This window comes from Streptosporangium lutulentum (assembly GCF_030811455.1).
Classification (GTDB): domain Bacteria; phylum Actinomycetota; class Actinomycetes; order Streptosporangiales; family Streptosporangiaceae; genus Streptosporangium; species Streptosporangium lutulentum.
Window position 1 is genome coordinate 1,392,085 of sequence record NZ_JAUSQU010000001.1, and the last position, 14,002, is coordinate 1,406,086.

Annotated in this window: 12 protein-coding genes; 8 read left to right on the top strand and 4 right to left on the bottom strand. The window is 68.5% G+C overall.

All coding sequences use genetic code 11. The annotated features are described in order from the left end of the window. The first annotated feature begins 51 nt into the window (after positions 1-51). From J2853_RS05745 to J2853_RS05760, 4 genes are all read left to right on the top strand, one after another. Complete coding sequence (locus tag J2853_RS05745; protein WP_307555692.1) at positions 52-684, top strand: ACT domain-containing protein; 633 nt, start codon at positions 52-54, stop codon at positions 682-684. A gap of 389 nt (positions 685-1,073) precedes the next feature. Continuing rightward, on the top strand, positions 1,074-1,796 hold the full coding sequence (locus J2853_RS05750) for a hypothetical protein (protein ID WP_307555694.1): 723 nt from the start codon (positions 1,074-1,076) through the stop codon (positions 1,794-1,796). A gap of 588 nt (positions 1,797-2,384) precedes the next feature. Further along, positions 2,385-3,527, top strand: a complete 1,143-nt coding sequence (locus tag J2853_RS05755) for a sugar phosphate isomerase/epimerase family protein (protein ID WP_307555696.1) — start codon at positions 2,385-2,387, stop codon at positions 3,525-3,527. A gap of 103 nt (positions 3,528-3,630) precedes the next feature. Continuing rightward, positions 3,631-6,951, top strand: a complete 3,321-nt coding sequence (locus J2853_RS05760; RefSeq protein ID WP_307555698.1) for a PQQ-dependent sugar dehydrogenase — start codon at positions 3,631-3,633, stop codon at positions 6,949-6,951. Positions 6,952-7,050: 99 nt separating this feature from the next. On the opposite strand, the gene J2853_RS05765 is transcribed toward J2853_RS05760, so the two are convergent. Then, positions 7,051-8,274, bottom strand: coding sequence for an ABC transporter ATP-binding protein (locus tag J2853_RS05765; RefSeq protein WP_307555699.1), 1,224 nt, complete (start codon positions 8,272-8,274; stop codon positions 7,051-7,053). A gap of 365 nt (positions 8,275-8,639) precedes the next feature. On the opposite strand from J2853_RS05765, the gene J2853_RS05770 reads away from it, so the two are divergent. Then, entirely contained in the window at positions 8,640-9,704 is a 1,065-nt protein-coding gene (locus J2853_RS05770) for a LacI family DNA-binding transcriptional regulator (RefSeq protein WP_307555701.1), read from the top strand. Positions 9,705-9,787: 83 nt separating this feature from the next. Here J2853_RS05770 and J2853_RS05775 read toward each other — a convergent pair whose 3' ends face one another. Then, the gene (locus J2853_RS05775; RefSeq protein ID WP_307555703.1) at positions 9,788-10,069 is read right to left on the bottom strand and encodes a sigma-70 family RNA polymerase sigma factor family protein; all 282 of its coding nucleotides are present in this window, start codon (positions 10,067-10,069) and stop codon (positions 9,788-9,790) included. A 44-nt stretch (positions 10,070-10,113) separates the two neighbouring features. Between J2853_RS05775 and J2853_RS05780 the strand changes: the two genes are divergently transcribed. The 3 genes from J2853_RS05780 (at position 10,114) to J2853_RS05790 (ending at position 12,378) form a co-directional block, all read left to right on the top strand. Continuing rightward, a complete protein-coding gene (locus J2853_RS05780) occupies positions 10,114-10,266 on the top strand; it encodes a hypothetical protein (protein WP_307555705.1) in 153 nt (50 codons plus the stop codon). A 32-nt stretch (positions 10,267-10,298) separates the two neighbouring features. Next, a complete protein-coding gene (locus J2853_RS05785) occupies positions 10,299-11,750 on the top strand; it encodes an MFS transporter (RefSeq protein WP_307555708.1) in 1,452 nt (483 codons plus the stop codon). 319 nt (positions 11,751-12,069) lie between these two features. Beyond that, positions 12,070-12,378 carry a hypothetical protein gene (locus J2853_RS05790; protein ID WP_307555710.1) on the top strand — a complete coding sequence of 103 codons (309 nt, stop codon included), beginning with the start codon at positions 12,070-12,072 and terminating at the stop codon, positions 12,376-12,378. A 63-nt stretch (positions 12,379-12,441) separates the two neighbouring features. On the opposite strand, the gene J2853_RS05795 is transcribed toward J2853_RS05790, so the two are convergent. Then, positions 12,442-13,212, bottom strand: coding sequence for a hypothetical protein (locus tag J2853_RS05795; RefSeq protein WP_307555712.1), 771 nt, complete (start codon positions 13,210-13,212; stop codon positions 12,442-12,444). Beyond that, positions 13,209-14,000 (bottom strand): ABC transporter permease, encoded by a 792-nt coding sequence (locus tag J2853_RS05800; RefSeq protein ID WP_307555714.1) that lies wholly within the window; start codon positions 13,998-14,000, stop codon positions 13,209-13,211. The genes J2853_RS05795 and J2853_RS05800 overlap by 4 nt, the downstream gene beginning before the upstream one ends. Positions 14,001-14,002 lie beyond the last annotated feature (2 nt).

Below are 14,002 nucleotides of genomic sequence, written 5' to 3' on the forward strand. Positions count from 1 at the left end.
TCTGTGAAACCTGTCTAGGACACCCTGGTGTCCAGAGCGAGGTGATCGGCAATGATGTTGAGACTACGGGTGTCCTTTCCCGACAGACCAGGTGCCCTGGGGCAGGTGGCGCGAGTGCTCGGCACGCTGGGCGCGGACATTCTCCAGGTGACGGTGCTCGAACGCGAGACCGGCCGGGCGGTGGACGACTTCACCGTCTCCTGGCCGGGGAGTCCGGACGCGGAGACCGTCAGGGACCGCCTGTCGGCCGTCCCCGGCATGCGGGTCGAAGGGGTCTGGCCCACCCGCGAGGTCCCCGGCGCCGCGCCCGACTACGACCTGCTGAGGCACGTCGCCGCCGACCCGGGCCGGGCCTTCGCCACCCTCGTGGACGCCGTGCCCGATCTGGCGAGCGCCGAATGGGCGGTCATCGTGTCCTCGGAGCGGAGCGAGATCGTCCATCACAGCTGGCAGGCTCCGTCCTCCTTCGACGAGACGGGAGGTCTCGTCGGTGTCAAGGCGGCCGACCTCACCTCCCTGCGCCCCTCGACGTTCAGCTCGGGCCGTCACCGGCTGATGAGCCTGCCCGTTCCCGGCGCGGACCTGCACCTGATTCTCATGCGCACCGAGGGCCCGGCCTTCCACCGTGCCGAACTGGACCGTGTCATGCGCATCCTGGAGATCGTTTCCATCATCGGCCGCTGACCCGGGCCGCCCGCCGTCGCGGGCCCGGGGCGCAGGAGCGGCGCGGGCCCTTCCCGGAGGGCCCGCGGGCCGCTTCGCGGGCCCGAGGTTCCCTCGGGAATGTCCTTGGAGACAACCCGGAGGACATTAAGGTCTCCAAATCGGACGTTTCCGGCATGCCGGTCATGGGGTATGGGAGATCAAGGAGCGCTGTGCCGCTCTCCGCGGGCCCGCCGCCCAGCGGGTCGTGGCCGATGCCGGAGCATCGCCCGCCACGAACGGGCTCACCACGATTCATCAGGTAGGACGGCCATCGCGGCACTCGATGGCCCTCGCGACGTCCCCCCGACGGATGGCCGCAGGCCATATCGGGCCCGGGCCTGCACCGGGCTCGTGAGGAGGACAGTCTGATGCGTGAGCACCATTCCATCGTGACCGCGGGCCTGCTGGGGCTGTGCCTGACGATGACCACGGCCTGCGCGGACGCCGACTGGGCCCCCACCGTGACGATCCCGATGGGGAGCGTGGAGACGGCGACCTCCATGCCCGAGTCTCCCGTGCCCGACACCCCCGCGCCCACGACCTCCACGCCTGACATGCCCGAGGGGTTCAAGCCGCTCGGGAGCGTCGCCAGCGGGCTCTTCGTCGCGGTTCCCGAGGGCTGGGTCGCGCTCGACCTGAGTAAAGACGATCTCGAACAGGGTCTGAGGAGCAGCGGCCTGTCGGGGCCGGCGCTGGAGCGGGCCAAGCAGAACCTGCAGATCCTGGTGGACAACAAGGCCCTCTGGGCGTCCGACCCCGCGTCGTCCCAGGTGTCCCGGCACAGATTCGCCACCAACCTCAACGGCTACTGCCAGTCCGGCCCCGAGACGACGGTGGACGAGTTGATGGCCTCCGCCAGAACGGAGTTGGAGCGGCTCAACGCCAAGGTCTTCGAGACGGTGCGGACGCCGATCGATTTCGGCGAAGCCGGGCGGGTCACCTATTCGTTCACGACCGACGGCATCACCGTGAAAGGCACCCAGTATTACGTGCCCACCCGTGGCAAGGTCTGCATCGTCACACTCAGCACCGACCAGGACGGCAAGCAGGAACTGTTCGACAGCATCGGCAAGACGATCCACCCGGTCTGACCTCCGGTCGGCTCTGTCACGGGACCCCTGCCGAATCGGCGGCGCGTTATCACGATATTTCGTGATGCTAGGTGGCACTTTCGCCGGTTGCAAGCAAAAGCTCGCGGGTTTGTAGATAAAAGGTGCCAACCTGCCCTTTTGTGATGGGCGGTCGTCGGTGCGCCTGTCCGATCCGGGAGGCTCCTCCGCCTCGCCTCCATCGGGATCCGTCCGGCGGCCGGAAAACGACGACACCGGGGCCACGGGTGCGACGCGCCCCGAAGGGGTGCCTTCACGGATGGCGCTTGATGAGCCGGACGAGATGGCGGGCGACGCTCATGCAGGGACTTTAGTCACAAGTAGGAGAAAGACCCCGCAATGATGACGAAACTTCTTCCAATTTTGTCAAAAGCCGCGTAACTTCCACGCCAAGTTCTCTGCACAGTACCGAGGGGTCGCGGTGAGTCGCACGGCCGTATCCACGGTGGGACGTCGGTGGGTGGCGACCATCGCACGGATCCGCCGGTTCCACGGCGGAAGGGAGTCGGCGGCTCAGCCGTGGCATCGGGGGATCAGGCGATTCCGTCCACCCACATGGAGAAGAGATCGATGAGCGCACACGAAGAAGAAATCGAGATCACCAACGCGCTGCGCCGGGGCCTGGGGCTGAACCGGCGACAGTTCCTCGCGGCCACGACGGGAGTCACCGCGGTGGCCATGGCGGGAGCGGGACCGCTCGCGTCGACCGCCCAGGCGGCCTCGGGCCGTCACCCCAGGGGCACGCTGGTGCCGCCGAGCAAGCGCGGCATCATCCTCTACACCGTCCGCGACGCGATCTCAAGGGATCCGCTGTCGACGGACCTTCCCTCCGGCTTCCAGCGCGTGTTCGAGGCGCTCTCCCGGATCGGCTACCGGCAGGTGGAGTTCGCCGGCTACGGCCAGCACGCCAACTCCAAGGGCGGCGCCAACCTGGAGAGCGTCGAAGGCGCCCGGATGCTGCGCCGGTGGCTCGACCACTACGGCCTCGAGGCCGAGGGCAACCACGGCTTCATCCCCGGCTCCTGGCCGCTCACCACGGCGGACCTCGACAGGTTCAAGCTCCACCTGGAGATCGCCCACACCCTCGGCCTCGGGCACGTGGGCACCGGCAACGACCCCACGAACAGCGCCTACAAGGACGACTGGAACATCGCCGCCGAGAAGTGGAACCATCTCGGCTCGATCGCCTCCCGCGCCGGGATCAAGCTGTACACGCACAATCACGACGCGGCGTACAACTTCCTTCTCGACAGCGGCCCGCTTGACGCGCTCGGCAAGCCCACCCGCTCGTCGGGCATCCGCAAACTGGAGTACTTCCTCAAGATCACAGACCGCAGGGACGTCTACCTGGAGATGGACATCTTCTGGGCGCATGTGGCCCGGTTCAAGTTCAGCACGTTCACCGCCCCCGACGGCTCCACGCGGACCGACGTCTTCGACCCCCTGGCGGTCGTGCGCGCGAACGCCAGGCGGTTCCCCCTGTTCCACGCGAAGGACGGAAAGTCCAACCCGGCGACCGCGAACGGCTACGACATGGTGCCGTTCGGCACCGGTGACATCGACTACGCCAAGTTCTTCAGGGGCGCGGGCCCCAAGGGCTCCTTCAACCCGATGTACGAGCAGGACAACGCCCCCGGAGGAACGGCCAACCCCGGCCAGTCGCTCCAGTACGCCGACCTGAGCTACGACAACATGGCCGCGCTGCGCGGCTGACGACGCCACGAGTTCGGCGGACCGCCACGTGATCCACACCGTTGCAGCGGTGTGCGTGGCGGTCCGCCTTCCTTGCCTCCCCCCGGAAGAGAAGGCGCAGTAAGTGAAGCGTACTCGCATGATGCTCGGCGGAATCCTCACCGCCCTGACGCTCCCCCTGACGATGCTCGGCGCCACACCCGCCGTCGCCCACCCGGGGCATGACCCGGCGACGGAGTGGTCGAGCTACGAGAAGATCACGTTGACCAAGAACATCGGTGAGCCGATCGACATGGCGGTCCTGCCCGACCGGCGGGTCCTCCACACCGCGCGCAACGGCGACATCCGGCTGACCGACGCCACCACCGGCGTCACGAAGGTCGTCAACACCGTCCCCGTCTACGCCAACTCGGAGGACGGCCTCCAGACGATCGCGATCGACCCCGGCTTCGCCGAGAACAAATGGGTCTACGTCTACTACGCGCCGAGGACGATGACGGCGCCGTACCCGGAGACGACGCCGACCGGGTCGGCGCCCAACTCGCTGCCCGCGGGCGCGGACGAGTCGTACTGGGACCGGTGGAAGGGCTACAACCAGTTGTCCCGGTTCAAGTGGACCGGCGATGCCCTCGACCTGTCCACCGAGCAGATCATCATCAAGGTCGAGGCGCAGCGTGGGCAGTGCTGTCACGTCGCCGGCGACATGGACTGGGACGCCGACGGCAATCTCTACCTCGCCACCGGCGACAACACCCCGGCCGGCACGCCGGGGGCCAACGGCTACGCGCCCAACAACGACGCCCCCGGAATGAACCCCGGGCTCGACGCGCGGCGCGGCGCGGGCAACACCAACGACCTGCGCGGCAAGATCCTGCGGATCACGACGGGGGAGGACGGCTCCTACACGATCCCCGCCGGCAACCTGTTCCCGCCGGAGACGGCCGGGACCCGTCCGGAGATCTTCGCGATGGGCCTGCGGAACCCCTTCCGCATGGACGTCGACCCGGAGACCGGCACGGTGTCGTGGGCCGACTACGGGCCGGACGCCGGCGCCCCGGACGCCGCCCGGGGCCCGCTCGGCTACGTCGAGTGGAACGTCACCCCCATCGGCGAACCGATGAACGGGGGCTGGCCGTACTGCACCGGAGACAACTTCAACTACAACGACTGGGACTTCGCCGCCTCGGCGGCGCGTGAGTGGTTCGACTGCGCGGGCGGGGCGGCGAACACCTCGCGATGGAACACCGGCCTGGAGCAGGTCCCGGCCGCGGTGCCGGCGGACCTGTACTACGGCGACAACAACACGCACCAGCCCGCCGAATGGGCCGGGCTCACCGATTTCGACCCGCAGGGTGGGCAGGGGCCGATGGGCGGCCCCGTCTACCACTACGACCCGGAGAACCCCTCGACGACGAAGTTCCCGCAGTACTGGGACAGGAAGTTCTTCTTCTCCGAGTTCTCCCAGGACTATCTCGCGGCGTTCACCGTGCCGCAGCCGGACGGGCCGGTGACCGCGATCGAGCAGTTCCTGCCGAACAGCGCGCTGAGGACGATGGCGATGCCGATCACCGACAGCCCGATGGACATCGAGTTCGGCCCCGACGGCTCGTTGTACGTGCTCGACTACGGCGACGGCTTCTTCCGCGCCAACCCCGACGCCGGGCTCTACCGCATCGACTACGCGCCGGGGAACAAGACCCCCCAGGCGAAGATCACCGTCGACCGGTCCTCCGGCAGCGCCGCGCCCCTCACCGTCGAGTTCAGCGCGGCGTCGTCCCAGGACGCCGAGCCGGGCGCACTGGAGTACGACTGGGACTTCGACGGGAACGGCACCTTCGACGCCACAGGCGTGACGGCCTCGCACACCTACACGGAACTCGGACAGTACGTCGCCCGGCTCCGCGTGACCGACGCGGAGGGCAAGGCCGGGCTCACGTCGACCGAGATCACCGTCGGCAACACCGCGCCCGAGGTGACCATCCGGACACCTGGGAACGGCTCCTTCTTCGACTGGGGCAACGCGGTGCCGTTCCGGATCGGGGTCGCCGACGAGGAAGACGGGAACACCCCGGTGTGCAGCCGGGTGCAGTGGACCTTCGGCCTCGGCCACGACGCGCACGCGCACCCGGAGACGACCGGCACGGGGTGCTCCGGCGGCTGGCCGACACCGGTGAACGCTCCCGAGCACGGTGAGACCGAGAACATCTTCGGCGTCATCGTCGTGAGCTACCGCGACAACGGGGCCGGCGACATCCCGGGGGCGCTCGGTGAGGCCACGCTCATCCTGAACCCGAAGCTGACGCAGGCCGAGCACGCGGACGCGAGCGAGGGCGTAACGGAGACCGCGGACGAGAGCGCGTCCGCCCGAGCGAAGATCACGTCGTTCGACGCCGGAGACTGGATCTCCTACGACCCGGTGAACCTCACCGGGATCACGGGTGTGAAGACCCGGGCCTCCGGAGCGGGCACCCTGTCCCTGAGGTGGAACTCGGCGACGGCGGATCCGTTCGCCACCGTCACCGTGCCCGCGGGAGCGGGCTGGCAGACGGTGGACACCGCGCTCGCGGACGCCCCGGAGGGCAGCGGCAGGCTCTACGTCACCTCGACCGGCGGCGTGGACGTCGACTCCTTCACCTTCGAGGGTGACGGGGTCGCGGACCGGACGCCGCCGACCGTCTCGGCGACGCTCAGCCCGGCGGAGCCGAACGGGGAGAACGGCTGGTACACCGGAAACGTCACGCTGACGGTGACCGCGACCGACAACGCCACGGTGGCGAGCCGGCAGTACTCGCTCGACGGCGGCACGACCTGGCTGAACGCCGCCAACCCGGTGACCCTGAGCGCGGAGAACGTCAACGAGGTGCGCTACCGGGCGACCGACGGCGGCGGCAACGTCTCGAAGATCGGCACCGCCACGGTGCGGATCGACAAGACCGCCCCTGCCCTGTCGGTGAGCGGCGTGGAGAACAGGAAGTACGGAGACTCCGCGTCGATCAGGCCCGTCTTCTCGGCGGCGGACGCGACGTCGGGTGCGGCGAGCGCGACGGCGACGATCGGAGGTGATCGGATCACCTCCGGTAAGCCGGTCACCCTGTGGCGGCTGGGGCTCGGCAGACACGAGCTGATCGTCACCGGAAAGGACAGGGCGGGCCACTCCACGACGCGGACCGTCGAGTTCGAGGTCACGACCTCCTTCGCCGATGTGCGCGCGCTCATCGATCACTTCAGGAAGGCGGGTTCGGTGACGAGCCGGGGTGCGGCCGCCCTGCGCACCCGGCTGGACCAGGCCGTGAAGCAGGCGGACCGAGGGAGGAACAAGGATGCGATCAAGGAATTGGAGCAGTTCGCGAAGCTCGCCCGCGAGTCGCGCAACGTGACCGACAGGGCGGTGCGCGACGTGCTCGTCCGGGACGCGGAGGCGCTGATCGCGCGGTTGCGCTCCTGATCACCCTGACGGCCGAAGGGGTTTTCCCGCGGCCGCGGGGCGGGTGAGAACCCGGTGTTTCCGGCTCCGCTCCAACCGGGCGGAGCCGGACTCGCCGGGTCAGCGGTGGGGCGGGTCGATGCGGGAGCCGTCCACGGCGAAGAGCATCAGCCGGGTGACGTCGATGCCCACCCGGGCGGGTTCGCCGGAGCGCCAGACGGGACGGGAGCCGACCCGGACGATGAGGTCGGCCCTGCGGTGGGTGCCGCCACCGACCTGCTCCTGCGTCTGATGGGGCTCGGCCTCCTCGGAAAGGGCGCGGGGCACCAGCCGGCGCATGAGGGCGCGAGTACGGCCGCCGGAAACGGAGGAGGCCAGGCCGGCGGCCCGGTGACGGGGATCCGGGGGCTCGGGTACGGCCACGGCGGTCAGGCCGCTTTCGACGTAGGCGAGCCACTCGTGGCCGTGGTACTCCAGGGCGCGGACGCGGCCGAGGAAGGTCGGGCCCTCGAAGCTGTCGGGGACCGGGGCGAGGCAGTCCGGGCGGAGGCCGACGATGATCTGGCTGCCGACGTGCTGGGAGATGACGTAGGCCCTGGGATCGGTCCAGGGGATCGTTATCTGGTGCGGGCCGAAGTCCAGCAGGATGAACTGGTTCTGCGGCGTTCGTACGGTGGCCGCGAGAAGGTTGAGCTGCTGGGAGCTGAGGAAGGCCGCGGTGAAGGCGGTGGCCGGGTCGTTGTAGACCTGGCCCGGGGTGCCGAGGTCCTGCAGGACGCCGCGGTTCATGATGGCGATCCTGTCGGCCAGGGTCAGGGCCTCGACCTGGTCGTGTGTCACGTAGACCGTGGTCACGCCGAGCGAGCGGACCAGGGAGGAGATCTCCATGCGGAGCTCGGTGCGCATGCCCGCGTCCAGGTTGGACAGCGGCTCGTCCATCAGGAAGAGCGAGGGCTGGCGGACGATCGCGCGGCCCATCGCGACGCGCTGGCGCTGGCCGCCGGAGAGCGTTCCAGGACGGCGCTCAAGCGTCTCGTCGATGTGCAGGGCCTTGGACAGTTCGGTCACGCGTTCCCTGATCATCGCCGGGTCGGCTTTGGCGATCTCCAAGGGAAAGGCCATGTTGCCGCGTACCGTGCGATGTGGATACAGTGCACCGTTCTGGAAGACCATGGCGACGTCGCGATCACGTGGAGCGAGGTCGTTGGCGAACTCCCCGCCCAGCCAGAGGTCTCCGGAGGTGACGTCCTCCAGTCCCGCGATCATCCGGAGCAACGTGGACTTTCCGCAGCCAGACGGTCCGAGCAGGACGAGAAACTCCCCGTTTTCGGCGCGCAAATTCATGCGGTCAACCGCAAGGAACCCTCCGGGGTAAACCTTGCTCACATTATCGAGGACGACGGTACTCATGCGCGCTCGTTCCTCCCGGACTCCGCTGCCCGGATCCCAGCCGTGTAATTGATGAGGTAGTACATCGCGACACTTGCCCATGTGTCCATAGATGTCGTTAGAAATCGCACATCTGTCGGTTACTTTCCAGTTTCATGTCGTGTAGGTGGGTTAAGGAATGCAGGGTTTGACGTGCCATCCATGGCCGGCGGGTTCGGGATGTTACAGTTTGCGAAAAGTTGCGGGAATGGGTTTCAGATGAGGGCGCCGAACGTCGCTCGGTTCGCACTCGATTCGGCCGCATGGTGGGGTGGCTTCTGATGGACGGCGAACTCGAGCAGACCCCTCGTCCCCGTCCCGACGGGGCGGGAATCCGGCTGGCCGACATCGCCGCGCAGGCGGGAGTCAGCGAGGCCACGGTCAGCCGGGTACTCAACGGCAAGCCGGGCGTGTCGCAGATGACCAGGCAGGCGGTGCTGACGGCGCTCGACCTCATGGGCTACGAGCGCCCGCAGCGCCTTCGCCAGCGCAGCAACGGACTGGTCGGCCTGGTGACCCCCGAGCTGGACAACCCGATCTTCCCGGCCTTCGCCCAGGCCATCGAGAAGGCCCTGACCCAGCACGGCTACACCCCCGTGCTCTGCACCCAGCTGCCCGGCGGGGCACCCGAGGACGAGTTCACCGAGCTGCTGACGGACCGCGGAGTGAGCGGCATCGTCTTCGTCTCAGGGCTGCACGCCGACGTCACCGCCAGGATGGACCGTTACATCCGCCTGACCGAGCGCGGGCTGCCGATCGTCCTGATCGACGGCTACAGCGACCGGATCGACGCTCCGTTCATCTCTCCGGACGATCGGGCGGCGGCGCGGTTGGCGGTGCAGCATCTGGTGGATCTGGGGCATGAGCGGATCGGTCTGGCGGTCGGTCCGGGGCGGTTCGTGCCGGTGATCCGGAAGATCGAGGGGTATCGGAAGGCGATGGCGCAGTTGCTGGGGGTGAGCGAGGTGGAGGAGTTGATCTCGCATTCGCTGTTCTCGGTGGAGGGGGGTCAGGCGGCGGCGGCGCAGTTGCTGGAGCGGGGGTGTACGGGCATCGTGTGTGCGTCGGATCTGATGGCGTTGGGGGTGATTCGGGCGTGCCGGGATCGGGGGTTGTCGGTGCCGGGTGAGGTGTCGGTGGTCGGGTTCGACGACTCGCCGTTGATCGCCTTCACCGACCCGCCGCTGACCACCGTGCGCAAGCCCATCGGCGCGATGGCCTCGGCGGCCGTGGCGACCCTGCTGGAGGAGATCAAGGGCATGCGGGGCAGGCACGTCGAGCTGATGTTCCAGCCCGAGCTGGTCGTGCGCCGCTCGACGGGCTCCGGCCCCCTGGTGAGCCGCTAGCGGGGCCGGCCAGGGGGTTCCGGCCCGTCCAGGCGCGATCCAGACCCGGGCCGGCGAACGTTCCCGGTCACAGCGTCACAGCGCTAACCGAGGGCGGCGAGGTCGAGGTGATGGAGGCGCGCCGGGTCGGCGATCACCTCGTACTCGGCGATCCTTCCCTTCTCGATCGTGAGGACAAGGACGAGGAGCAGGCGTCCGTACGGGGCCACGACGACTCCCACGGTTCCGTTCACCAGCGCCGGCTCCGCGAACCTCGCCCGCTGCGAGAGAAGCAGCGTTTCCTCCACCACGGCCCGCGCACCGCGGATCTCCGTCGGTACGCCCACGGGCAGCGCGGCGGCATCGGATCGTACGGGGTCGTCCACACGAACAAAGCAGGAAAGCAATGCACAACGACCAGGAGGACGACATGTTCGAAGCAACCGGCCCCCTTGCGCGGGAGTCCGCTCCGGTGCGGATCGCGGTGGCCTTTCACAGCGGGTACGGGCACACCGCCCGTCAGGCCGAGGCCGTAGCCGACGGCGCCAGGGGGTCACCTCACCCGCGACGCCGCCAGGCGTGACTCCAGGTCGTGAATAACTACACTGAGTGACCATGGGGGCGCCGCAGGACCAGACCATACGAACGCTCATCCCGGCACGGATCGATCGGTTGCCCTGGTCCCGGTTCCACACCCGGATGGTGGTGGCGCTCGGGGTGGCCTGGGTGCTCGACGGCATGGAGATCGCCATCGCCGGGGCCGTCGGCAATGTCCTCCGCGAGCGGGAGACCCTCGGGCTGACCTCGGTCGAGGTGGGGTTCGCCGCCACGGTCTACCTGCTCGGCCAGGTCGTGGGCGCGCTGGTGTTCGGGCGCCTGTCGGACAGGTTCGGGCGGCGCAGGCTCTTCATCATCACGCTCGGCCTCTATCTCATCGCCAACGGCATCACCGCGTTCTCCTTCTCCTACTGGTGGCTGCTGCTGTTCCGGTTCTTCGCCGGCATGGGCATCGGCGGGGAGTACGCGGCGATCCACTCGGCCATCGACGAGCTCATCCCCGCCAGATACCGCGGTCGGGTCGACCTGGCGGTCAGCGGCACCTACTGGCTGGGCGCCATGATCGGGACGGCCTCCACGTACGTCCTCCTCAACCCCGGCCTGCTCCCGGTCAACCTGGGCTGGCGGATCGGCCTGCTGATCGGCCCGCTGATCGGACTGGCGATCTGGGGTCTGCGGCGGCATCTGCCGGAGAGCCCGCGCTGGCTGGTCATGCACGGCAGGGAACGCGAGGCCGAGCTGGCGGTCCGGGAGATCGAGGAGCACGTGCGCGAGTCGGGAGGGAAGCTCCCCCCGGTGGACGAGAAGCGGGCCATCAGCATCCGGCCGCACGGCAGGGTCGGCTACCGCGACGTCCTGCGGGTGGCCTTCAAGGACTACCCGAAGAGGTCGATCCTCGGCGCCACCCTGATGATCAGCCAGTCGTTCCTCTACAACGCGATCTCCTTCACCTACGTGCTGGTGCTCTCGCAGTTCTACGGGGTGAGCGCCTCGGAGGCCGCGCTGTATCTGTTCGCCTTCGCCGCGGGCAACCTGCTCGGCCCGTTCGTCCTCGGGCCGCTCTTCGACACCGTGGGCCGCAAGCCCATGATCTCCTCCACCTACATCCTCTCCGGCCTCCTGCTGGCGGGCACCGGCTGGATGTTCAAGGAGGGCATGCTCACCGCGACCACCCAGACGGTGCTGTGGTCGGTCATCTTCTTCATCGCCTCCGCGGCGGCCAGCTCCGGGTACCTCACCGTCAGCGAGCTGTTCCCGCTGGAGGTCCGGGCCCTGGCCATCGCGGTGTTCTTCGCCATCGCCCAGAGCTTCGGCGCGCTCGGCCCGACCATCTTCGGCGCCCTGATCGGCGACCAGAGCAACCCCGATCCGACCCGCCTGTTCTACGGCTACCTGGTCGCGGCGGCCATGATGGTGATCGCCGGGATCGTCGCCCTCCTGCTCGGGGTCAAGGCCGAGCGGGCCTCCCTGGAGGACATCACCCCGCCCCTGTCGGCGGCCGCGAATTGATCTCCGCTCCGGCGTGAACGCCGGAGCGCCGGCCTGTGTCCCGGTGATTCGGAGGCCCGCCGAAACCCGGCCGGTCATTGACGAATGACCGATGATGAAACACGCAATGATCACGGTGAGGGGAAAGGCGCGAGCACCAATGTGATCCCGCCCATATCTATCGAGAATGGCGCAAAATCGATAAAGAGCGCCGGGCTCTTCCTGCCTACCGTGGATTCCGGGTTTCACATCGTCCCGGTGTCGTCCTCGATGCCGGTTCGGAGTCCCGCCGGCCCGGCATCGCCCGGGGCGCGGCTGATTCGACATGGAGTGACGCATCATGATCAACGTTAGAAACGCGCTGGGGACCGGGATGATTCTGGCCTCCGTCCTCATCGCACCCGTGACGACGCCGGCCCAGGCCGCCGCCACCGCCGAGACCGTCTCCGCCACGTCCACGCTGACGTCCGTTCAGAAACCCTGCCGGAAGCACCGCAACCCCGCCAGGTGCCGTGCCCGGCTGGGAGGTCTGGGCGGACACAGCCCTCAGAGCGGAATCAGAGGCATAGGCGGCGGTATCGGCGGTGACGGCAGCATCGGCGTTGACGACGGTATCGGGCACAGGGACCACGGCCGCAGCAGGGACTGACGCGCCGGGTGTCACGGCACGCCCGGCACCGGGTGCTCGGCGTGGAACCGACAGGCCGCCGTGCTAACCGTCTCTGCGCACGAAGACTCTCCAGGCGACGGCGACCGACAGAGCAGCCCAGGCGGCCAGCACGAGCAGCCCGGCGACAGGGTCGAGCGCGGTGGCGGGGTCGGCGGGCATCCCGAGAAGACTCAGGGCCGCCTCGTGCGGGAGGAACCTCACGAGGTGCGGCAGGGTGCTCCGAAACGCCGGTGAGATGAGAATCGGCGTGATGAGAAGCACGGCGAGGGGAGTGACGACCGTCTTCGCGACGACGGCGAAACCATGACCGATCAGGCCGAGCAGGAGATAGGCGGTCAGGAGGGCCAGGAAGCCGATGACGACATCACGGGTTCCCGGCTCTCCGGAGCGAACCTCCGCGGCGTGCCACAGGGCGTAGCCCGGGAGGACGGCCGGTATCGACGCGATCAGGCTGAGCGTCGTGCTGACGGTGAGCTTGGCGGCGAACAGCCGGTCGCGGCCGGGGACGACGGCGAGGCTGACGCGCAGCTGGCCACCGCGATACTCGCTTCCGGCGGCGAAGACCGCGATCGCGACGAACACGTAGACCGGCGCGAGCATGAGGGTGCCGAGCCGGGCGATCGGACCGTCTTGACCGGCGATACGGACGACATCCGTGGCCGCGACGGCGCCGAGCAGGGTGTTGGCGCCGAACGCGACGGTGAGAGCGATCCAGGAGGCGGGGAGAGTGGAGATCTTGATCCGCTCGGCGGCCAGGATGTCGCCGAACCGGATGGTCTCCACCGGTAGGGGAGTGGACGTCTCGGTCCTCATCGCGCGTCCCTCCTGCTGAGCGTGATCGCCGCGGCGACGGCGGTCGCGACGGCCCAGCCGATGAGGACGAGCAGGCCGTGCTCCCGGCCGGCTGTGAGGTCGCCGATGCCGGGATCGAGTATGAGGTTCCTGGCCGCGCTGAGTGGGAACAGGGCGTCCAGATCCGGCGCGGCCCCGGCCAGAACCTGGCTCATCGTGACGGCGATCAGCGCCACGGTGACGACGATGCCGGTCAGGGTGCCGCGCGCGACGACAGTGACGGCGAACGCGGTGAGGCAGAACAGGACCGCGAAGGCGATGAACCGCCCGTAGCCGAGGAAGGCTTCCTCGGTGAGGAGCAGGCCGGCGTTCCAGTCCCTGATGGCGGCGTAGACGAACGCGGTGCTGACGCCCACGATGAGGATCGCTACGACCAGCACGTACAGTGCCGTGGCAAGGAGCTTCGCGGTCACCATGCGAGCTCTGCGCGGCATGGCGAGCACGGTCAGGCCGAGCTGCCGTGAGCGGAACTCCTGCCCCGCGATCACGGCGGCGAGTACGGGCAGGAACAGGCCCATCTGCAGCGACGCCCCGGCCAGAAGGCCGAGGATCTCCTGCTTCGCCGGCTGAGGCTGCCCGGTGAAGATCTCGATGATCCCGTCGGGAGTGATGTTCGCCACGGCGTCGGCGAAGAGCTCGGCGGATTGGAGCTGGACCAGCGTATGAAGGGCGAGGATGACGCCGGTGACGATCCACACGCTGGGCAGGGTGAGGAGCTTGGTCAGTTCCGCTCGGGTCGCCGCCGGCATCG